Source organism: Streptomyces sp. NPDC025638 (genome assembly GCF_055558775.1).
This window is the reverse complement of the sequence record NZ_JBVHLX010000004.1, coordinates 43566-62519: the sequence shown is the minus strand read 5'-3', so window position 1 is coordinate 62519 and position 18954 is coordinate 43566. Positions and strand designations below refer to the sequence as shown.

Below are 18954 nucleotides of genomic sequence, written 5' to 3'. Positions count from 1 at the left end.
CACGATGACGGCCCCCGGCTTCCGGCCCACCCACGTCGTCCCCCCGGACGGGATGCCCGCCTGGGAGGCGCCGGACCCTGCCCGGTCCACCCTGCCCCTCGACCCGCTGCTGCCCGTGCAGCTCGTGGAGCGGCGCGGCGACTGGGGACACATCCGGTGCGCCAACGGCTGGTCCGCCTGGGTCGACGGCCGCTATCTGGTCGCCGTGCCCGAGGACCCGCCCGCGGCCGGCACACCCGGCGACAGTGCCGATCCGCGCCCGCTGCTGGCCCGCGCCGAGGAGGCGCTGGCCGACTACGGGGCCGCGGTGAAGGAACTGGCGGACGGCCGCCTCGACGGAGAGTCCTTCCGCGGGCGCACCCGGGGACTGCGGATCGGCGTCGTGGTCGACGGGGAGGCCATGTGGCTGTACGACCCCGACGAGGGGCGGTGGATGTACGGCGACGGGAGGAGGCTGAGCACCTACGCCACGGACACGGACACACCCGGCACCAGCGTCCCGGGTCACCCCCCGACCCGCGTCGTGACCCATGAGGGCGAGCCGTGACGGCGCGCGAGGCGAGCGTGTTCTCCGGGCGGCCGTCCGAGCTGGTCGGGAAGCAGATCGCGGGCTACCGCATCGAGGACGAGATCGGCCGGGGCGGCATGGCCGTCGTCTTCCGGGCCCATGACGTGCGGCTGGACCGCACGGTGGCGCTCAAGCTGCTCGCCCCGGAGCTCGCCCGCAACGACACCTTCCGCCGGCGCTTCACCCATGAGTCCCGGGTGGCCGCCGCGATCGACCACCCCAACATCGTGCCGGTCTTCGAGGCCGGGGAGACGGCCGGTGTCCTGTACATCGCCATGCGGTTCGTCTCCGGCAGCGATCTGCGCCATCTGCTGGACCGGGAGGGCCCGTTGCCCTTCCCGGCCGCGGTGCGGATCGCCGCGCAGGTGGCGTCCGCGCTCGACGCGGCCCACGAGAACGGGCTGGTCCACCGGGACGTCAAGCCCGGCAACATCCTCGTCGGCCGGGGTACCGACAGCGATCACCCCGAGCATGTGTACCTCACCGACTTCGGGCTGACGAAGAAGTCGCTGTCCCTGACCGGCTTCACGACGGTCGGCCAGTTCGTCGGCACACTGGACTACGTGGCCCCGGAGCAGATATCCGGCCGCCCCGTGGACGGCCGCTGCGACGTCTACGGCCTCGCCTGCGTCGTCCACGAAACCCTGGCCGGCCATCCGCCCTTCCAGCGCGACGACGACATGGCCCTGCTGTGGGCCCACCAGTACGACGAGCCGCCACCGCTGTCCGAGGCCCGCCCCGACCTGCCCCCGGCCGTAGACCAGGTCTTCGCCAAGGCCATGGCCAAGAGCCCCGACGACCGGTACGACTCCTGCCTCGCCTTCGTCGCCGCCCTGCGCGCGGTCATGACGGGCGGACCGCAGCCGGAGGCCGGCCACCCGGTGACCGAGGCGGACCTCCCCGCGACCGGAGGCCCGGAGCCGTCGGCCGAGGTCTCCGCGCCGGGAGGCCGGGGGCCGGCGGCCGAGCTCCCCGCGACCGAAGGTCCGGAGCCGGCCGCCGAGGTCTCCGCGACGGGAGGTGCGGACTCGGCGGCAGAGTTCCCGGCGGCCGAAGGTCCGGAGCCGGCGGCGGAGCTCCCGCCGTGGGCCGAGCCGGTCTTCCGGGGCCGGCGGCCCTGACCCGGACCGGTCAGCCGGGGCGCGCCGGCACCTCGCCCCGGCGGTGCACCGGCCGGGCCAGCAGACCGCCCAGGAAGCCGGCCACCAGCCCCCACAGGACCGCGAGGCCCACCGCCGACCACACGTCGGGGTTCAGATACAGCTCGCCGGAGAGCCCACCGCTCAGGTTGCCGATGCCGAGCAGGGAGAGGCCGTAGTGCGCGGAGATCCGGCCGAGCAGGCAGATCATGAGCACCGCGAGGGCGAGCGCGACGGCCAGGCGCAGGGCGTGCTGCCACAGTCGTATCCGGGCCGGTGAGCGCACCGCCATCAGGAACGCGGCGGCCAGGACGAGCACGACGTCCACCACCAGGAGCCACCACATCCTGCCGTCCTGCTCGGCGAGCGTGCGCAGGTTCAGCGTGGAGACGTCCGGGGTGCGCAGCACCTCGTCGAGGACATGGGGCATGGGCAGCCCGAAGGGGCCGTCCACCCGGCCGTGCCAGGTGGCGCCCAGGCCGATGGTGAGGGCCGGCCAGGCCAGGTTCGGCAGGCCCAACAGGACGACCGCGAACGTGTCCGCGGGGTGCCCGCGCGTGGCCGCCGCGACCAGTGCGACGACGACGGCCAGCGCCACGTACGCCAGCAGCAGCGCGACCACGGCGTACGCCGCCGGACGCACCGACTCCTGGAACCGCAGCAGCCGCGCCGGCAGGGGCGCCCCGCGTGACACCAGGAGCGCCAGTACGAGCACACCGGCCAGCCACAGCAGCCCGTACACCACCGTCAGCAGGGAGTTCGTGGTGAACCCGACCGTCGGGGTGGCGTCGAAGAGTTCGCCGATGTCACTGAGCACTCCGTTGCCGAGGTCGACTCTGAAGGTCTGACGGGCCGCCAGGGCCAGGCCGATCAGCGCGAACAGCCACAGCACCGCGAGTCGGGCGGCCCACCCGGCCAGTTCCCCGGCCCCGGCGACCGCCCGGTGCCGCAGCGGCCGCAGGGATCCGGCGGCGATCACCAGGGCGCCGGTCAGCGTGACCGACAGCGGGATCACGGTCAGCTCCGCCCGTGTCCTGGCGAGCGATCCGGCGTTCCCCGAGAACTCGACCGTGCCTCCGACGGCCGCCACGACGGTCGCCGCGACCACCCGCGGGAAGGCGCCGTCCGGCAGCTCGCCGGCGCCCGCCGCCCACAGTCCCAGGGCGGCGACCACGACCATGGCGGCCAGTCCGGCCAGCACCACGGCCAGGGCCTGTACCCAGCCGTGGCGCGCGACGGGCCGGTCGGGGTCGGTCCGGGGGCTCACGCTGCCACGCTAAGCAGCCCCCGGCAGGGTCGCCCGCCGGGTGGGCCGTCCGCGTCGGCTTGCGGGCCGCGTGGGACGGGAGCACACAATGGGTTAGTTGTGACGCGAGCGGCAATTGGGTGAAACCAGACGCTCGGCGCAACCGATCGCGTGCGGGAGGAGACCTCGTGAGCGTCGAACCTCCGTCATCCGGCCGTCCGACAGGGCCGCCCTCCGGCCCCCTGTCGGGGGCCCAGCCGCCCTCCGAGCCACCGCCGCAGCCACCCGCGGGCGGCGGTGGCGGGGCGCCGGAACCGCACCATCCGTGGTGGAGGTCCGCACCGCGCATCGCGTTGCTCACCACGGCCGTCGTGGTCGCCGTGATCGTCGCTGTCGTCCTGTCCAACGCGGGCGGCGGCGGTACGGCCAAGGCGAGCGAGGTCTTTCTGCAGGCCGCGAACTCGACGGGGCAGGACCCCTTCACCCAGTCGACGGCGAAGAGCGGCTCCGTCACGCCGATCACCCCCTCCGCGACCATGACGGCGGCCACGGGCAACGAACTGCACAGCGTGCGCGGCGGGGACCCCGGCCTGTACGCCGGTACCCGCAACACCCCCAGCTGCGACGTGGCGAAGCAGATCAGGGAGCTGCAGGCCAGCCCGGCCAAGAACAACGCGTTCGCCTCGGTCGTCGGCATCCGGCCGTCGGCGGTTCCCGCGTATCTGCGCTCGCTCACCCCGGTGCAACTCCGCGTGGACACCCGGGTCACCGACCATGGGTACCGCAACGGCGCGGCCACCAACTACCAGGCCGTCCTGCAGACGGGTACCGCCGTGCTGGTCGACGGGCGCGGGGTGCCCCGGGTGCGCTGCGCCAGCGGCAACCCGCTGACCCCGCCGGTCGCCCAGCGGACCCCGCCGAAGCCGGTGGGGGACCACTGGGCGTCGTACCGGCCCTCGGCGGTCGTGGTGGTCCGGCCCGCGCCGCAGATCATCAACATCTTCATCATCTTCGACGGCCACAACGACGAGTGGATCCAGCGGCACCGCGGTGACCACTCGGGCGACCAGGACCACAGGACCAGTCCGCCGGAGCATCAGGTGAACCCCTGGGCCACGCCGTACACACCGCCGACCGCCCCGACGTCGCCGACCTCGACCGGCCCGTCGTCGCCGTCCACGTCCTCCCCGACCTCGGAATCGCCGTCGTCCGAGTCGCCGTCCTCGCAGGCCCCGTCCTCCGAGTCCTCGTCGTCGGAGTCCCCGAAGTCGGAGTCGCCGTCCTCGGAGTCCCCGTCCTCGGAATCCCCGTCGTCCGAGTCCCCGTCCTCGCAGGCGCCCTCCTCGGAGGCTCCGTCCTCCGAGTCGACCTCGACCTACGGGTCTCCCGCCTCCGAGCAGGGGACGGTCACCGAGTCCCTCGCCCCCGAGCCCCCGGCCACCCCCGAAACGCAGCAGCAGCCCGGGGTGACCTCGAACGCGCCGCAGCAGGAAACGGGGAACGTTCCGGCACCGCAGGACACCGGTGGCCAGCCCAGCTAGGACCTGTCCGGCCGATGTGCGCGGTCGGCGAACACCCTCTGGGACTGTGGCGCCCCGCTCGGGGTACGAGCACTGGTGCAGCAGAGACCGGCCGGACCGGCTTCCGAGAGAGAAACGCATGACCGAGCATCTGGACGGGGCAGTGATACCAACTGGTTTCGACGTGCCCGTGGAACCGCTCCGACGGGCGGCGCACTACACCGGCGAACCGGGATGCATCGCCGCGGCACGCACCTTCGCCGCGCTCTTCCTCGACCAGCTCAGGACCGAGTGGTGCGCCGGCATCGACGACCGGACCGACGGTGAACTGCTCCTTGTGGTCAGCGAGTTGGTGACCAACGCGGACCGGCACAGCAACGGCCCGTACATCCTGGAACTGGAGGGCACGGACAACGCGGTCACGGTGTGTGTCTACGACAGCAGCGCCGCGCTGCCCCGGCGATTCCCGCGGGACCCCGAACGCGTCGGACGGCACGGTCTGGAGATCGTGCACGCCCTGGCCACGGAGGTGACCGCCGAACGCGTCCCGGTCGGAAAGCGGGTGCGCGCGCTGGTGAACCTCGCCCACTGAGGACCGTGCGGTCAGGCGCAGCCCAGCTCGCCCAGCATGCCCTCGCGCAGCCGCATGATGATGCGCTTGATCAGCCGGGAGACATGCATCTGCGAGCACCCGAGCCGTTCGCCTATCTCCGCCTGGGTGGCCTCCTCCACGAACCGCAGATGGATGATCTCGCGGTCGCGGTCGCTGAGTTCGGCCATGAGCGGGGCGAGCGACTGGAAGTCCTCGACGAGCCGCAGCCCCTCCTCCTCCATGCCGATGAAGTCGGCCAGCACGGCCTCGCCGTCCTCGGGCCCGTCACCGGTCAGCGCGGCGTCCAGCGAAGCGGAGTTGTACCCGTTGGAGGCGAGCTGCGCCTCGACCACCTCGTTCTCGGTGATGTTCATCAGGGTGGCCAGCTCGGCGACCGTAGGCTCGCGGTCCAGCAGGCAGGAGAGCTCCTCGCGCGCCTTCGCGAGCTCCACGCGCAGCTCCTGCAGCCGCCGCGGGACATGCACGGCCCAGGTGGTGTCGCGGAAGAACCGCTTGATCTCGCCGACGATGTACGGGAGCGCGAACGACGTGAACTCCACCTCGCGCGAGAGCTCGAACCGGTCGATCGCCTTGATCAGGCCGATCATTCCGGTCTGGACGATGTCCTCCATGTCGTCGCCGCGGTTGCGGAACCGTCCGGCCGCGAACCGCACCAGCGACATGTTCATCTCGATGAGGGTGTTGCGTGCGTACTGGTACTCGTGCGTGCCCTCGTCCAGCTCGGTCAGACGCTGGAAGAACTGACGTGACAGCTCCCGCGCGTCACGCGGGGCGATGCTCCTCGGGTCCGCTATTTCCGGCAGCGATCCCTCGTCCGTCGCGCTCTCGGCGGTCTGCTCGATGACCACTGCTTCCGACCGGATCCCGGCGGTGTTCATTGCCTCTCCCACGAAAGTCACGGTCCGACGTCTGCCTCTTCGGCCTCTGCTGTTCCGGGCACCTTGCTCGCGTTGCGTGACGGGCCGTGTACCCGGAACCGGGCGTCCCATGCGTGCTTCCTGGTGCGGGTACCCGCAGTCACCCGCCGCATGCGTGGTGTGGACGGGCCTGGCGCAAATTGGGTGGCGGTGGCGGTCGGCCACGACCGATCCTCGGTCGTATGGCCGACATCACAGAGCCGCAGCAGGCGCAGCCCGGCCGGAGCTTCGGCTGGTGGGACATGTTCGTCAGCCCCGAGGACGATCCGCGCAGCGACGGCGGTTTCGTCGGGGAGCTCGACACGCTCGTCGGATTTCTGCGGGACCAGCGGCTGACGCTGGAGATGAAGTGCGCGGGGCTGGACGCCGAGGCCATGGCCCGCCGCTCGGTGCCGCCGTCCGACCTGTCGCTCCTCGGACTTCTCCGCCATCTGGCCGAGGTGGAGCGGCACTGGTTCCGGCGGGTCATGGCCGGGCAGGACGCACCCCGGCTCTACCGCACCGCCGACGATCCCCACGCGGACTTCGACGGCGCGGCGCCCGACCCCGGCCTGGTGGCCGAGGCCTGGCGGACCTGGCGCGCCGAGGTCGCCTTCGCGGAACGCCTCGTCGCCGAGGCGCCCAGCCTCGACATCACCGGCTTCGACGCCGACGAACCGGTCGCGCTGCGCGAGGTGCTGGTCCACATGATCGAGGAGTACGCCCGCCACAACGGCCACGCCGACTTCTTGCGGGAGCGGATCGACGGGCGGGTGGGGCAGTAGCTCACTCCCCGATGCGTACCGCGGTGATCAGCTCGTGCCAGTAGCGCTTGGTGACGACACCGTCGTACCGCGACTCGATGAGTTCCCGGATGTCCGCCAGCAGCCCGTTCCGGGCGGGCTCGGGGAGTGCGCGGTGGTTCGAGTACGTGAGGAGTACGTCCAGGTACGCGTCGGTCGTGTACGTGATCTCCTGGGCGTGGCCGTGCACGGAGACGTCCCCGAAGTGCGGGGAGACGGTGAACTCGGTGGTGTCGGCGACGATGTCGGACTCGGGGGTCTGTCGCAGCCCGGGCGGAGTCGCCGGGTCCCAGCGTTCGTAGCGCTCCTGGACCTCGGCGAAGAAGTCCTCGGTGCCGCCCGCCACATGGTGGGTGGTGACGACCGCGAGCAGTCCGCCGGGGCGCAGGGCGCGGGCCGGTTTCGCCACCCGGAGCGCCGGGTCGATCCAGTGGAACGCGGTCGCGCACACCACCGCGTCGAACGGTTGCGGCGGCAGCTCCCACTCCTCGAAGTCCGCGGTGACGACGTCCACGTCGGGGAACGCGGCCAGTTGCCGTCGGGCCACGGCGGCCATGGACGGGCCGAGTTCCACTGCGGTGATCGCACAGCCGAACCGGGCCAGATCGACGGTGAGTTTGCCGGTGCCCGGAGCGATCTCCAGCACGCGGGCACCAGGGGCGGCGTCGGTGACCCGGCCCAACTCCTCGACGAGAGGAGGGGGATAGCGAGGTCGCGCGCGCTCGTACAACTCGGCGTCCCGGTCGAAGGTGACGCGCAGCTCCGGGCGTTTTCCGGTGAACTCGTATGCTTCCACGCAGGGCAGAATGCCGATCTTGCTCTGCTGCGGGCCACTGCTTTTAGGCTGAGGGGATGAGCAGCCAACCGCCGAACCACGCCCGCGTCATCCCCTTGCGCCCTCAGGAGCCGCCCGCCGAGCCCAGGGAGCCCCTGTGGCGCGACCTCGTCGGTGATGTGCTGCGTCGTGAGCGTCAGGCGCAGGAGCGCACGCTCAAGGATGTGGCCGATGCGGCCCGGATCTCGATGCCGTACCTCTCGGAGGTCGAGCGTGGCCGAAAGGAGGCCTCCTCGGAGGTCCTCGCGGCGGCCGCCCACGCCCTTGGACTGGGGCTGGGCGATCTGCTGTCCCGGGCGCAGGGTGAGCTGGCCCGCCAGGCCGTCGCCGGGCATCGCGCGGGCCGTCGTGCGTCCGGTTCGCCGTACCAGGGGCTGTGCCTGGCCGCTTGACGGGGATTCAGCCGGAGGTGTGCTCCCGTAGTTGCCGGAAGAAGGCCCGGACATCGCCTACCAGTAGGTCCGGTTCCTCCATGGCCGCGAAGTGGCCGCCCCTGTCGAACTCCGTCCAGCGGACGAGGTTCTCGGTGCGCTCGGCCCTGTGCCGCAGCGGAAGCTGGATCTCGGCGGGGAACACCGCCAGAGCGGTCGGTGCGGTGGACGGCTCGGCGGGGGCGGCCGCGCGACCCGTGGCGTGTGCACGCTCGTAGTAGATCCGGGCGGACGAACCGGCGGTCCCGGTCAGCCAGTACAGCATCACGTTGGTCAGCAGCAGGTCCCGGTCGACCGCCTCCTCGGGGAGTTCCCCGGAGTCCGTCCACTCCCGGAACTTCTCGATGATCCAGGCGAGTTGACCGACGGGCGAGTCCGTGAGCGCGTAGGCCAGGGTCTGCGGGCGGGTGGAGTGCAGCAGGGCGTACGCCGATCCGTCGCCCGACCAGGCGGACCAGCGGCGCCACGAGGCGAGCGTGCGCTCCAGCTCCTCGGGGCCGAGCGCGGCCAGCTCCTCCTCGTTGGGCTCGCTGGTCGCCTGCGCGCCCGGCAGCAGATTGAGATGGACGCCGATCACCCGGTCGGGATGGGCGCGGCCCAGCTCGCGGGAGATCATCGCGCCCCAGTCGCCGCCCTGCGCGCCGAACCGCTCGTAGCCGAGGCGCCCCATCAGTTCGGCCCATGCGTCGGCGACCCGGCCCGCCTCCCAGCCGGTGTCGGTCGTGGGCCCGGACAGTCCGAACCCGGGGATGCTCGGCACCACGACGTGGAAGGCGTCGGCCGGGTCGCCGCCGTGCGCGGCCGGATCGGTGAGCGGTCCGACGACGTCGAGGAACTCGACGATCGAGCCCGGCCAGCCATGGGTGATGATCAGCGGGGTGGCGCCGGGCACCGGGGAGCGGACGTGCGCGAAGTGGACGCTCGCCCCGTCGATCGTGGTGGTGAACTGTGGCCAGGTGTTCAGCCGTGCCTCGGCGGCACGCCAGTCGTAGGTGTGCCGCCAGTACCGTACGAGCTCGCGCAGGTAGCCGGCCGGCACGCCGTACGCCCACCCCACCCCGGGCAGTTCGTCGGGCCATCGGGTGCGGTCTAGTCGTTCGTGCAGGTCGTCCAGGTCGCTTTCGGGGATCGCGAGGCGGTAGGGCCGGATGGTCTCTGCGGACGAAGACGTCATGATCCGGATGCTAGGCCCTGTCCGGGAGGGACCCGCGTCCATCCGGAGGAGTCGGCCTGCCGGCCGATGAGTTTCGCGGTGACGATCGGTCGACACTGGTGACCGCGCTCCACGCCCCAGGAGGTAGCTCATGGCCACCGACGGATTCACCACGTGCCTCTGGTTCGACGACCAGGCCGAGGAAGCCGCCCACTACTACGTCTCGATCTTCAAGAACTCCACCGTCGGCAGGGTCGCCCGCTACCCCGAGGGAGCCCCCCGTCCCGCCGGCACCGTCCTGACCGTCGAGTTCACGGCCAACGGCCACAAGTTCGTCGCGCTGAACGGGGGACCGGAGTTCAAGTTCAACGAGGCGATCTCGTTCCAGATCTTCTGCGAGAACCAGGAGGAGATCGACCACTACTGGACCAAGCTCACCGAGAACGGCGGCGAGCCCGGCCCCTGCGGCTGGCTCAAGGACAAGTTCGGGATGTCGTGGCAGGTCATCCCGGAGCGGCTCGACGACATGATCAGCGATTCCGACCCGGCGAAGGCGGCCCGCGCCACCCAGGCCATGCTGTCGATGCACAAGCTCGACATCGCCGCCCTGGAGAAGGCGTACGCGGGCGAGTGAGCCTTGCAGTTGGACGCACCAGGCCCCGCTCACCTGGGCTGCTTCGGCGCCGCTGCTTTCCTGCGACTTGATCCGCCGGACAGACCTTAGGCGGATTCGGCGAGGATCTCGCGGATCACATGCCGTGAGTTCTCCGCCAGCGGCGGGTTGGTGTCCCAGTAGTACGGCAGCTGGATGAGCGAGATCGACAGCGCCCAGCCCCGGCCCCGCGCCCACTCGGCGTCGTCGGCGCCGACGGCACGGCGGAAGGCGTCCCGGGCGGTCGCGGGCAGCAGGTTCCAGGCCACGATCAGATCGACCGCCGGATCGCCCACCCCCACGGTGCCGAAGTCGATCACGGCGCTGAGCCGGCCGTCGGCGATCAGCACGTTCCCCGGCGACAGATCGCCATGCGCCCAGACGGGCGGGCCGGTGTGCTCCGGCGCGCGCAGGGCCTCCTCCCACCGGGCGGTGACCGCCGCGGTGTCGACCCTGCCCGCCAGTCGGTCAACGGCGTCGCGGGTGGCCGCGTCCCGGGTGGCCAGTGGGACGCCCCGGTGGCAGGCCGGCCCGCCGTTCGCGTCGATCCGGCGCAGGGCGCCGACGAACGAGGCGAGGTCCTCGGCGAGCGGTCCGGGTTCCTCGACGGCCCCGGCGACGGGATTGAGTCCGTCCAGCCAGCGGTACACGGTCCAGGGCCAGGCGAAGCCCGCGCCGGGCCCGCCCCGCCCCAGCGGCTCGGGCGTGGCAACCGGCAGCATCGGCCCGAGCCGGGGCAGCCAGTGCTGCTCGCGCGTCACGTCCGCCACGGCACCGGGATGCCGGGGCAGCCGTACCACCAGGTCCGTGCCCAGCCGGAACATGGCGTTCTCGGTCCCGGAGGACTTCAGACGCCGTGCGGGCAGGGAGGCCCAGTCGGGGAACTGCCCGGCGATCAGCCGACGGACGACCGAGGCATCGAGATCCACCTCGTCCTCATGCATTTTCACGGCACACACGCGGGCCATTCCAGCCGCCGACGGGCCTGCTGTCGACCGATATTCGAGGGCGACGGTCCCGCACGGGCCGGGGGCGGTGTCCCGCGACACCGCCCCCGGCACAGCGCCGGCCTCGGAGCGACGGCCTCAGATCCGGTCGGCCACGATCAGCAGGTACTGGAAGCTGCCGTTGCGGTAGGCGGACAGGAAGGTGTCCTCGATGCCCGTCACCAGGTGGTCGGCGTCCTTGCGCAGTTCCCAGTAGGGGATCGTGGCCTCGGTCAGGTCCTCCACATGGACCGGCACCAGCCGGTTGCGGGCCATGGCCCGGAAGTACTCCGACCTCGGGTGGATGTCGCAGATGTAGTGCGCGTTGATGAGGGACACCTCGCGCGAGGCCCGGCCGTAGGTGTCGTTGTAGCAGCCGGTGATCACCACATAGCGTCCGCCGCGCCGCAGCAGCCGGGCGTGCTCGGCGAACAGCTGGTCCAGCTCGACGTACATCGTGGACTCGTTGTTCCACGAGGCCGCGTACGCGCCGGACTCGAAGCCGGTGTCGAGCATGTTGCGGTGGTGGTAGCGCACCTTGTCGTCGATGTCCCGCCGGCGGGCCGTCTCATTGGCGAAGTCGGCCTGCTTGGCGGAGATGGTGACGCCGTCGGCGTGGCAGCCGTACCGCAGATTGGCCACCACACTGCCGCCGCCCCGTCCGCAGCCGGCGTCGAAGACGCGGTCGGCCGGGGTGAGCGGGCCGAGCCGGGAGGCGAGGAACTCGGCCTGGGCGTGCTCCAGGCGGTGCAGTTCGGCGGTGATCCGCTCCCGGCGCAGGTCGGGGTCGGGCTCGTCGAGCACGGTCCAGTCGACGTTACCGATGCCGTAGTGATGGTGGTACAGGTCGTCGATCTTGCCGAGTTCGAGGTTGACCGGATTTTCCTCGGCGTTCCAGTAGTCCGCGACGCGGCTTTGGTACGTGGACTGGGTCGGCACAGCTGCGGCCGTGGTCCGGGCGACGGGGGCGGTGGTCAACAGTGACTCCTCTGACGCGTCTGACGCTGTTTCAGATACTGCTCTGTGGTGCGGAATTGGCGCTGTTACCAGTAGTCGGGCAGGTGGTATCGATGGGTGTTGGTGGCATGCCACTCGTGGTTGCCGGACACCCAGGCGGCAAGCCCCCGGGCATAGCGCTCCACAAGGGGCGAGGTGGCGGACAGAAGGGCGGACTCCTCCTCGAAGGCCTCCATGATCCGGTTGTGGATCTCGACGGACTTCAGATAGGCGGCCTTCAGCCCGCACCGTTCGTCGGCCGCGACGACCTGCGGCAGGTTGAGGTGATCCGGATCGCTCTCCAGCTCCTTGGTGAAGGAGTAGAGGTCGTTCATGACGGTGGTGGCGTTGCACGCGAGGGCGGTGATCCGCTGGATCTCGGGGCGGGCGTAGACCTGCTCGGGCAGTTCGTAGCCGTCCACCGCGTCGACGAGCGACAGACAGGGGCGGAAGTTGTTGAACTGCCGCATCACCAGGTACTCCCACACCCGCGGCTTGTACCGGGTCTCCATCCAGGCGGCCTCGCCCAGATAGCCCATGTGCAGCCGGGCCATGTCGTGCACGAACCTGCCGGTCTGGCTGGGAGTGGCGAAGGCGGCGTAGTCCGCGAGGGCGGACCGGTACGAGCGCAGCGGTCCGTCGACCGACAGGCCCTGGCGCCACTCCTCCTCCAGTTCCGGGGTGCCGTGGAAGGGGTCGAGCGCCGACTGGGCGATGATCAGCGGGCCGCCCAGGCCGCGCCGCGAACCGCCCCGGCCCTCGTCCTCCTCGCAGTAGCAGGAGTCCACGATGTTCTCCGCGAGCAGCAGCTTGCCGGCCGTGGTGAGGCGGTCCAGGTCCAGGGCGCCCGGATGCTGGAGCGTGACGGCCCGGCCGAACTGGAAGCCCGCGAAGTCCCCCTTCCAGGCCTGCGGGAACAGATCGAGGTCATGGGCCCAGGCCTCCAGCCTGCGGTCGATCTCGGCGGCCTTGTCCGGATCGGCGGGAGCGGCCGGCCGGTGGTGCAGTCCGGGGATCACCCCGGTGCGCCGGGTGGTGCGCAGGCTCTGGGCGATGTTCGGCGGCCCGGGCAGCGCATAGGAGTGGGTGGGTGTGCTCATGGTGTGCTCCACGTCGTCAGTCGGCGGTCCGGCCGAGCTGGACGTTCTCCAGGATCCCCGCCGCGTCGGGGACGAGGATGGCCAGCGAGTAGTAGGCGGTGACGAGATAGCTGATGATCGCGGCGGTGTCGATCCCCATGAACCGCACATTGAGGCCGGGCCGGTACTCCTCGGGGATACCGGACTGGTGGAGGCCGACGACACCCTGGTCGGCCTCGCCGGTGCGCAGCGCGATGATGCTGCTGGTGTGGTCGTCGGTGATGGGGATCTTGCCGCAGGGGAAGATCGGGACACCGCGCCAGGCGGGGATCTCGTGCCCGTCGACGCTCGCGGTGCCGGGCACCAGGCCGCGCCGGTTGCACTGCCGGAAGAACGCCGCGATCGCCTTCGGATGGGCGAGGAGCACCTTGGTCCTGCGGCGCATCGAGAGCAGTTCGTCCAGGTCGTCCGGGGTCGGCGGGCCCGTGCAGGTGCTGATGCGCTGCCCGTAGTCGACGTTGTGCAGCAGCCCGAACTCCCGGTTGTTGACCAGCTCCCACTCCTGGCGCTCGCGGATCTCCTCGACGGTCAGCCGGATCTGCTGCTCGGTCTGGTCCATCGGGTTGTTGTAGAGGTCGGCGACCCTGGTGTGCACCCGCAGCACGGTCTGGGTGAGCGACAACTCGTACTCGCGCGGGGCGAGTTCGTAGTCGACGAAGCCGCCGGGCAGCGTCGGCTCGCCCACGTGGCCGGCCTGCAGCGGAACGTCCGCCTCACCCTTGCGGTTCACGGGCTTGCGCTGCCGCTCGACGTACGCCCGCAGATGCGCGGCGAGCGACGGTGCCCGTTCGGTGAACTCCTCGACGACCGCCCAGGACAGTGCCAGCACCACGCCCGCGGTCTCGGCCCGCACCGAGCTCAGCCACAGCGGGTCCACCTGGCCGACGGCCTCGTCGCCCATCTGGTCGCCGTCGGTGACGACCCCGAGCACCTCTTCCTCGCCGTACTTGCCGGCGGTGTAGCGGGTGAACCGGCCGTGGACCACGAGGTAGGCCTCCGTGACCGGCTGTCCGGCCTCGAACAGCACCTGCCCCGGCCGCACCTCACGGGCCTGGAAACGGGCGGCGATCTCCCGCAGCACGTCCGTGTCGGGGTAGCCGCGCAGGACCGGCAGTTCGGTCAGCGTCTCGGGGACGACCCGGATGTCGTCGGCGCCGTTCTGCTCGAAGTGCACCCGGCCGCGGCCGGTGCGCAGCGTCAGACGCCGGTTGACCCGGTAGGCGCCGCCCTTCACATCCACCCAGGGCAGCGTCTTCAGCAGCCATCGGGAGGTGATGGCCTGCATCTGCGGTTCGGACTTGGTGGTCGTGGCCAGCTGGCGCGCCGCGCGGGTGCCGAGGCTGGTGGGCTGCCCGTCCACGGCGGGGTCGGGGGCGGGCTCGTCGATGGCGGAACCGGTGGCACTGTCCGGTGTGGACACATTCCCTCCCGGGAGGTGAACGGGGTGACCGGATCGGTCGGTGGTGTGCGAGTTGATGGTGCGCTCGGACAAGCCAAACAGCCGTGGTGATCTTCCGGTACGGCGCGAAAGGGGCGGTTTCATTCCTTGGTGGTGCAAACCTGTCGTTCGGGGTGTACGGCACAGGGGAGCGTGATCGCGCGCGCAGGTTCCGCCCCCGCACCCCCGGGGGCTTGTGGATCATCCGGGGTTTGGGATCAGGAGAGATCGTTCACCAGGATCGCCGCCCCGTCGAAGCGGCCGGCCTTGAGGTCCCTGAGAGCCTGCGGCGCCTGCGACAGCGGATAGGTGTGGGTCGTGGCGTGGATCCCGTGCAGCGCTGCCTTGGCGAGGAACTCGCGGGCGTCCGCACGGGTGTTGGAGGTGACGCTGCGCAGTTCCTTCTCGTAGAACAGATCGGTCTCGTAGTGCAGCGGCGGTACGTCGCTCAGATGGATGCCGGCGACGGCCAGGACCCCGCCCCGGTCCAGGGCCCGCAGCGCGACCGGGACCAGGTCGCCGACCGGGGCGAACAGGATGGCGGCGTCCAGGGGCTCCGGGGGCAGCTCGTACGCGTCGCGCGCCGAGGCGGCGCCCAGTTCGAGGGCCAGCCGACGGGCGTCCGCGCCCCGTGTCAGGACGTGCACGGTGGCCTCCTCGGCGAGCGCCACCTGCGCGCACAGATGGGCGCTGCCCCCGAACCCGTACAGCCCGAGCCGGCCGCGGTGCGGCAGCGAGGTGCGGCGCAGCGCGCGGTAGCCGATGATCCCCGCGCACAGGAGGGGGGCCAGAGCCACGTCGTCCAGTTCGCCCGGCAGCCGGTGGGCGAAACCGGCCGGGACGGTCGTGTACTCCGCGTAGCCGCCGTCCGCGTCCCAGCCGGTGTACCGCGACCGGGGACACAGGTTCTCCGAGCCCCGCAGGCAGTATCGGCACTCGCCGTCGGTCCACCGCAGCCAGGCCACGCCCACCCGGTCGCCCACGGCGAAGTCCGCCACGGCCGCCCCCTTCCCGGCCACCACGCCGACCACCTCGTGCCCGGGTGTCACCCCCGGCCGGCGCACGGGCAGGTCCCCCTCGGTGACATGCAGGTCGGTGCGGCAGACCCCGCAGGCGCGCACCTGGACCAGGAGCTCGTCGTCCCCGGGCACGGGCACCGGCCGCTCGACGAGCCGGAGCGGGTCCTCCTCGACCGGTCCGGGCCGGGTCACCGACCACGCCCGCATCGTGCCTGCGACCACCGAGTCCGTCATGCCGCGCCCCGTCCTGCCGACGCCCGCCGTCTCCGCATTCCAGTGTCCGGCAGACCGGTCGGTTCGGCGCGCGGGCCGACCGGGTGATGGCTAGCGTGTGGAGCGTGACGATCCAGACAGTCCGTCCATGACGATCCAGGCAGCCCGTCTATCCGGAGAGGTCCTGCACCATGGCCGTACAACCTGAAGGAACCCCCTGCTGGGCCGACGCGATGTTCAGCGATGTCGAGGGAGCCAAGAGTTTCTACGGTGACGTCCTCGGCTGGACCTTCGGCGAGGCGTCGTCGGAGTACGGCAACTACACACAGGCCTATGCGGACGGCAAGGCGGTGGCGGCCGTCGTACCGCCCATGCCCGGTCAGGAGGGCCAGTCGCAGTGGTGCCTCTACTTCGCCTCGCCGGACGCCGCGGCCACCGCCGAGAAGATCCGGGAGAACGGCGGCGAGGTGCTGATGGAGCCGATGCAGGTCGGCGACTTCGGCACGATGTGCCTGGCCCGTGAGCCCAGCGGCGCCGTGTTCGGCGTCTGGCAGGGGGGCACCCACGAGGGCTTCGAGGCGACGGCCGTGCCCGGCGCCTACTGCTGGGCCGAGGTGTTCACCCGCGAGCCCGAGCAGGCCGACACGTTCTTCTCCGCGGTGTTCCCGTACACGGCCAAGCAGATCGACGACGCCTCCGTCGACTTCCGGATGTTCAACCTGGCGGAGAACACGGTCCTGGGCCGGATGACGATGACCGACGACTTCCCGCCCGAGGTGCCGTCGTACATCAATGTCTACTTCACCGTCGGCGACTGCGACGAGGCCGTGGCCAAGGCCACCAAGCTCGGTGCCATCCTCCGGTTCGGGCCCATGAGCAGCCCGTTCGGCCGGTTCGCGGCCCTCAGCGACCCGCAGGGCGCGAACTTCTCGGTGATCGACATCACGACCACCGAGGGCGAGATGCCCAAGACCATGGACGTCTGACCGGCCCGTTCGGGGGGTCCTGGCGGCCGTGGCATGATCGTGCCCATGCGTGAACGTGTTGTGGCCGCGTGCGACGGGGCTTCGAAGGGAAACCCCGGACCGGCGGGCTGGGCCTGGGTGGTGTCCGACGACTCCGGGACCCCGGCCCGCTGGGAGGCGGGGCCGCTCGGCAGGGCGACCAACAACGTCGCCGAACTGACGGCGCTGGAGCGGCTGCTGGCGGCGACCGACCCCGGCCTGCCGCTGGAGGTCCGGATGGACTCGCAGTACGCGATGAACGCCGTCACCACCTGGCTGCCGGGCTGGAAGCGCAACGGCTGGAAGACGTCCGCCGGAAAGCCGGTCGCCAACCAGGACCTGGTGGTGCGCATCGACGAGCTGCTCGACGGGCGCTCCGTCGAGTTCCGGTATGTCGCCGCGCACCAGGTGGACGGCGACGCGCTGAACGACTTCGCCGACCGCGCCGCCAGCCAGGCGGCCTCGGCCCAGGAGTCCGCGGGCAGCGCGCTCGGCTCGCCCGAGCCGCCGCCCTCGTCCGTCACCGGGGCGTCCGCCGCCCCGCGCCGCAAGACGGCACCCCGCAAGCAGGGCGGCGGTTCGTCCTCCCGCACGATCAAGGCGAAGTTCCCCGGCCGCTGTGTGTGCGGCGGCTCCTACGCGGCCGGCGAGTCCATCGCGAAGAACGCGCAGGGCTGGGGTCATCCGAAGTGCCGGACGGCGGAGGCCTGATCCGAACGTCCGGCCCCTGATCCGGACTCCTTGCCCCTGATCAGACGTCGAACGTGTAGAACTTCGTGTGGTCCAGCAGATCCGCCGGCCGCACGTCGTTCCAGGGCTTCATCGTGTCGTTCAGGTCGACCACATCCGGAGTCCCGCCGGTCGGCGCGTAACCCGCCCCCGGGTGCCGGCGCTGCCAGTCGGCCCACAGCTTGTCGATGAAGGCGTGGTGCAGCCAGAACACCGGGTCGTTGGGGGAGACGCCGGTGCCCATCTGCCCGCCGACCCAGACGTGGACCCGGTTGTGCAGGTTGACCCCGCGCCAGCCCTCCAGATGGTTGCGGAAGCCGTCCGAGGCGCTGTTCCAGGGCGCCATGTCGTACGTCGTCAGCGCCAGCACGGAGTCGACCTCGGCGCGGGTCGGCAGCTCGCGGACACTGGCCCCGAGCGACCTGCGCAGATAAGTACGGCCGTCCACCCGCACGTTGAGCGGCCAGTTCCCGGCGCCCGCGGCGAACGGCCCGTCCATCACCCGGCCGTCCGAGCTGCGTCCCGTGCCGCCGAGGAAGTCCGGCGCCCACAGCGAGGCGCGCACCGTGCGGTCGGCGGTCCAGTCCCAGTACGGCAGCGCCACCGACGCGTCCACCGACTGCAGCGCCCGTTCGAAGTCGAGCAGGAATCTGCGGTGCCAGGGCAAGAAGGACGGTGAACGGTGGCCGGTCCGCTCGGAATTGTCCATGTCGGACATGATGAAGCCGTTGTGCGTCGTGACGAACGCGTCGTAGCGTCCGCTGCGCTTGAGTTCGAGGACGGCGGCGACGAACCGCCGCTTCTCGTCGGCGGTCAGGCTGGCCTGGTTCTTGCGTACGGTCATGTGCGGGTGACTCCGGATTTCCTTGCGGGGGCGGTCAGTTGGCGGGGAAGGGGAGGAGCTTGGCGCCCTGGAGCTCGTCGACCGCGGCGCGGGCGGCGGCACGCGGCGTGGGCACCGGGTCGTAGTGGCTGACGACGCTGATCCAGCTGCCGTCCGCGTTCTGCATCACATGCAGCTCCACCCCGTCCACGAACACCCCGTAACCGGCGCCGTGCTTGTGGTGGTGACCGCCCCCGCTCATCGGACGGCCCTGTATCCGGCGGCCCTTGTAGACCTCGTCGAAGGAATCGGGGGAACCGTGCTGATGCCCGGCGGCAGAGGCGGCGGGCGCGACGAGCGTCTGGGCTCCGGCGGCCGCGGCGAGGGCGGCCGCGGCGGTGAGCGCGCGGCGACGGGTGAGTTCCGGCATGCGGGACCTCCTGGTGCGTTCGGGTGATGTCCCCGCATGCCTATCGGTCCCGTCGAGAGCGGGAGAAATCATCCGGAGTCGGTTGGCTGCGATCAGGACAATTGGCCATATGCCGTACGGGATTGAACGAAGATGATCTTGCTGTGGACTACCCCTCCCGGCCTCCGGAAGGGGAAATTCCTTGCCGTCGCGGGGGTGTTCGAGGAGATCTTTCGCGGTCGACGGCATCCCGAGTGGCGCGGCTCACCCCGGCAGACTGACGCGATTCGAAAGCCCGGCCACATGCGCCCCTCGTGCCGCCCTGTGGCGCCGCTCGGTCGC

Annotated in this window: 20 protein-coding genes; 9 read left to right on the top strand and 11 right to left on the bottom strand. The window is 71.2% G+C overall.

The window, feature by feature from the left end:
- Positions 1-4 precede the first annotated feature (4 nt).
- Together ACZ4EG_RS11370 and ACZ4EG_RS11365 are read left to right on the top strand one after the other, a co-directional pair.
- Positions 5-547 (top strand): hypothetical protein, encoded by a 543-nt coding sequence (locus ACZ4EG_RS11370; RefSeq protein ID WP_467790462.1) that lies wholly within the window; start codon positions 5-7, stop codon positions 545-547.
- On the top strand, positions 544-1689 hold the full coding sequence (locus tag ACZ4EG_RS11365; RefSeq protein ID WP_467790461.1) for a serine/threonine-protein kinase: 1146 nt from the start codon (positions 544-546) through the stop codon (positions 1687-1689). The genes ACZ4EG_RS11370 and ACZ4EG_RS11365 overlap by 4 nt, the downstream gene beginning before the upstream one ends.
- A 10-nt stretch (positions 1690-1699) precedes the next feature.
- On the opposite strand, the gene ACZ4EG_RS11360 is transcribed toward ACZ4EG_RS11365, so the two are convergent.
- Positions 1700-2887: a streptophobe family protein gene (locus ACZ4EG_RS11360; protein ID WP_453550863.1), complete on the bottom strand. Its 1188-nt coding sequence runs from the start codon at positions 2885-2887 to the stop codon at positions 1700-1702.
- A 254-nt stretch (positions 2888-3141) separates the two neighbouring features.
- Here ACZ4EG_RS11360 and ACZ4EG_RS11355 point away from each other — a divergent pair, with 254 nt between their 5' ends.
- Both ACZ4EG_RS11355 and ACZ4EG_RS11350 read left to right on the top strand, forming a co-directional pair.
- Complete coding sequence (locus ACZ4EG_RS11355; RefSeq protein WP_467790460.1) at positions 3142-4494, top strand: DUF6777 domain-containing protein; 1353 nt, start codon at positions 3142-3144, stop codon at positions 4492-4494.
- A 118-nt stretch (positions 4495-4612) separates the two neighbouring features.
- On the top strand, positions 4613-5065 hold the full coding sequence (locus tag ACZ4EG_RS11350) for an ATP-binding protein (protein ID WP_453550278.1): 453 nt from the start codon (positions 4613-4615) through the stop codon (positions 5063-5065).
- Positions 5066-5076: 11 nt separating this feature from the next.
- Here the strand turns inward: ACZ4EG_RS11350 and ACZ4EG_RS11345 are convergent, their stop codons facing one another.
- Complete coding sequence (locus ACZ4EG_RS11345) at positions 5077-5964, bottom strand: RNA polymerase sigma factor SigF (RefSeq protein ID WP_467790807.1); 888 nt, start codon at positions 5962-5964, stop codon at positions 5077-5079.
- Between the two features lie 221 nt (positions 5965-6185).
- On the opposite strand from ACZ4EG_RS11345, the gene ACZ4EG_RS11340 reads away from it, so the two are divergent.
- Positions 6186-6767 (top strand): DinB family protein, encoded by a 582-nt coding sequence (locus tag ACZ4EG_RS11340; protein WP_467790459.1) that lies wholly within the window; start codon positions 6186-6188, stop codon positions 6765-6767.
- Between the two features lies 1 nt (position 6768).
- On the opposite strand, the gene ACZ4EG_RS11335 is transcribed toward ACZ4EG_RS11340, so the two are convergent.
- The gene (locus tag ACZ4EG_RS11335; RefSeq protein WP_467790806.1) at positions 6769-7590 is read right to left on the bottom strand and encodes a class I SAM-dependent methyltransferase; all 822 of its coding nucleotides are present in this window, start codon (positions 7588-7590) and stop codon (positions 6769-6771) included.
- Positions 7591-7637: 47 nt separating this feature from the next.
- Between ACZ4EG_RS11335 and ACZ4EG_RS11330 the strand changes: the two genes are divergently transcribed.
- Positions 7638-8012, top strand: a complete 375-nt coding sequence (locus ACZ4EG_RS11330; RefSeq protein ID WP_453550274.1) for a helix-turn-helix domain-containing protein — start codon at positions 7638-7640, stop codon at positions 8010-8012.
- 7 nt (positions 8013-8019) lie between these two features.
- Here the strand turns inward: ACZ4EG_RS11330 and ACZ4EG_RS11325 are convergent, their stop codons facing one another.
- Positions 8020-9225 (bottom strand): epoxide hydrolase family protein, encoded by a 1206-nt coding sequence (locus ACZ4EG_RS11325; protein ID WP_467790458.1) that lies wholly within the window; start codon positions 9223-9225, stop codon positions 8020-8022.
- 130 nt (positions 9226-9355) lie between these two features.
- Here ACZ4EG_RS11325 and ACZ4EG_RS11320 point away from each other — a divergent pair, with 130 nt between their 5' ends.
- On the top strand, positions 9356-9838 hold the full coding sequence (locus ACZ4EG_RS11320; protein ID WP_453550270.1) for a VOC family protein: 483 nt from the start codon (positions 9356-9358) through the stop codon (positions 9836-9838).
- A gap of 86 nt (positions 9839-9924) precedes the next feature.
- Here ACZ4EG_RS11320 and ACZ4EG_RS11315 read toward each other — a convergent pair whose 3' ends face one another.
- From ACZ4EG_RS11315 to ACZ4EG_RS11295, 5 genes are all read right to left on the bottom strand, one after another.
- A complete protein-coding gene (locus ACZ4EG_RS11315) occupies positions 9925-10800 on the bottom strand; it encodes an aminoglycoside phosphotransferase family protein (protein ID WP_467790805.1) in 876 nt (291 codons plus the stop codon).
- 141 nt (positions 10801-10941) lie between these two features.
- The gene (locus tag ACZ4EG_RS11310) at positions 10942-11820 is read right to left on the bottom strand and encodes a geranyl diphosphate 2-C-methyltransferase (RefSeq protein WP_453550267.1); all 879 of its coding nucleotides are present in this window, start codon (positions 11818-11820) and stop codon (positions 10942-10944) included.
- 65 nt (positions 11821-11885) lie between these two features.
- Entirely contained in the window at positions 11886-12938 is a 1053-nt protein-coding gene (locus tag ACZ4EG_RS11305; RefSeq protein ID WP_467790457.1) for a family 2 encapsulin nanocompartment cargo protein terpene cyclase, read from the bottom strand.
- Between the two features lie 16 nt (positions 12939-12954).
- A complete protein-coding gene (locus ACZ4EG_RS11300; RefSeq protein ID WP_467790456.1) occupies positions 12955-14397 on the bottom strand; it encodes a family 2B encapsulin nanocompartment shell protein in 1443 nt (480 codons plus the stop codon).
- Positions 14398-14633: 236 nt separating this feature from the next.
- The gene (locus ACZ4EG_RS11295; RefSeq protein ID WP_467790804.1) at positions 14634-15641 is read right to left on the bottom strand and encodes a zinc-binding alcohol dehydrogenase family protein; all 1008 of its coding nucleotides are present in this window, start codon (positions 15639-15641) and stop codon (positions 14634-14636) included.
- Positions 15642-15838: 197 nt separating this feature from the next.
- On the opposite strand from ACZ4EG_RS11295, the gene ACZ4EG_RS11290 reads away from it, so the two are divergent.
- Together ACZ4EG_RS11290 and ACZ4EG_RS11285 are read left to right on the top strand one after the other, a co-directional pair.
- Positions 15839-16633, top strand: a complete 795-nt coding sequence (locus ACZ4EG_RS11290) for a VOC family protein (RefSeq protein WP_467790455.1) — start codon at positions 15839-15841, stop codon at positions 16631-16633.
- Positions 16634-16666: 33 nt separating this feature from the next.
- Positions 16667-17362, top strand: coding sequence for a ribonuclease H family protein (locus ACZ4EG_RS11285; protein ID WP_467790454.1), 696 nt, complete (start codon positions 16667-16669; stop codon positions 17360-17362).
- A gap of 40 nt (positions 17363-17402) precedes the next feature.
- On the opposite strand, the gene melC2 is transcribed toward ACZ4EG_RS11285, so the two are convergent.
- Together melC2 and melC1 are read right to left on the bottom strand one after the other, a co-directional pair.
- Positions 17403-18224: a tyrosinase MelC2 gene (gene melC2 / locus ACZ4EG_RS11280; RefSeq protein ID WP_453550254.1), complete on the bottom strand. Its 822-nt coding sequence runs from the start codon at positions 18222-18224 to the stop codon at positions 17403-17405.
- A 34-nt stretch (positions 18225-18258) separates the two neighbouring features.
- On the bottom strand, positions 18259-18633 hold the full coding sequence (gene melC1 / locus ACZ4EG_RS11275) for an apotyrosinase chaperone MelC1 (RefSeq protein ID WP_467790453.1): 375 nt from the start codon (positions 18631-18633) through the stop codon (positions 18259-18261).
- Positions 18634-18954: the final 321 nt, after the last annotated feature.

Bases quoted from the DNA above. Each gene is read 5' to 3' on its own strand.
- ACZ4EG_RS11305 (WP_467790457.1), bottom strand. From the start codon at position 12,938: ATGAGCACACCCACCCACTCCTATGCGCTGCCCGGGCCGCCGAACATC.
- ACZ4EG_RS11345 (WP_467790807.1), bottom strand. From the start codon at position 5,964: ATGAACACCGCCGGGATCCGGTCGGAAGCAGTGGTCATCGAGCAGACC.
- ACZ4EG_RS11360 (WP_453550863.1), bottom strand. From the start codon at position 2,887: ATGGTCGTGGTCGCCGCCCTGGGACTGTGGGCGGCGGGCGCCGGCGAG.
- ACZ4EG_RS11315 (WP_467790805.1), bottom strand. From the start codon at position 10,800: ATGCATGAGGACGAGGTGGATCTCGATGCCTCGGTCGTCCGTCGGCTG.
- ACZ4EG_RS11285 (WP_467790454.1), top strand. From the start codon at position 16,667: ATGATCGTGCCCATGCGTGAACGTGTTGTGGCCGCGTGCGACGGGGCT.
- ACZ4EG_RS11325 (WP_467790458.1), bottom strand. From the start codon at position 9,225: ATGACGTCTTCGTCCGCAGAGACCATCCGGCCCTACCGCCTCGCGATC.
- ACZ4EG_RS11330 (WP_453550274.1), top strand. From the start codon at position 7,638: ATGAGCAGCCAACCGCCGAACCACGCCCGCGTCATCCCCTTGCGCCCT.
- ACZ4EG_RS11370 (WP_467790462.1), top strand. From the start codon at position 5: ATGACGGCCCCCGGCTTCCGGCCCACCCACGTCGTCCCCCCGGACGGG.
- melC2 (WP_453550254.1), bottom strand. From the start codon at position 18,224: ATGACCGTACGCAAGAACCAGGCCAGCCTGACCGCCGACGAGAAGCGG.
- ACZ4EG_RS11295 (WP_467790804.1), bottom strand. From the start codon at position 15,641: ATGCGGGCGTGGTCGGTGACCCGGCCCGGACCGGTCGAGGAGGACCCG.
- ACZ4EG_RS11290 (WP_467790455.1), top strand. From the start codon at position 15,839: ATGGCCGTACAACCTGAAGGAACCCCCTGCTGGGCCGACGCGATGTTC.
- ACZ4EG_RS11320 (WP_453550270.1), top strand. From the start codon at position 9,356: ATGGCCACCGACGGATTCACCACGTGCCTCTGGTTCGACGACCAGGCC.
- ACZ4EG_RS11350 (WP_453550278.1), top strand. From the start codon at position 4,613: ATGACCGAGCATCTGGACGGGGCAGTGATACCAACTGGTTTCGACGTG.
- ACZ4EG_RS11340 (WP_467790459.1), top strand. From the start codon at position 6,186: ATGGCCGACATCACAGAGCCGCAGCAGGCGCAGCCCGGCCGGAGCTTC.
- melC1 (WP_467790453.1), bottom strand. From the start codon at position 18,633: ATGCCGGAACTCACCCGTCGCCGCGCGCTCACCGCCGCGGCCGCCCTC.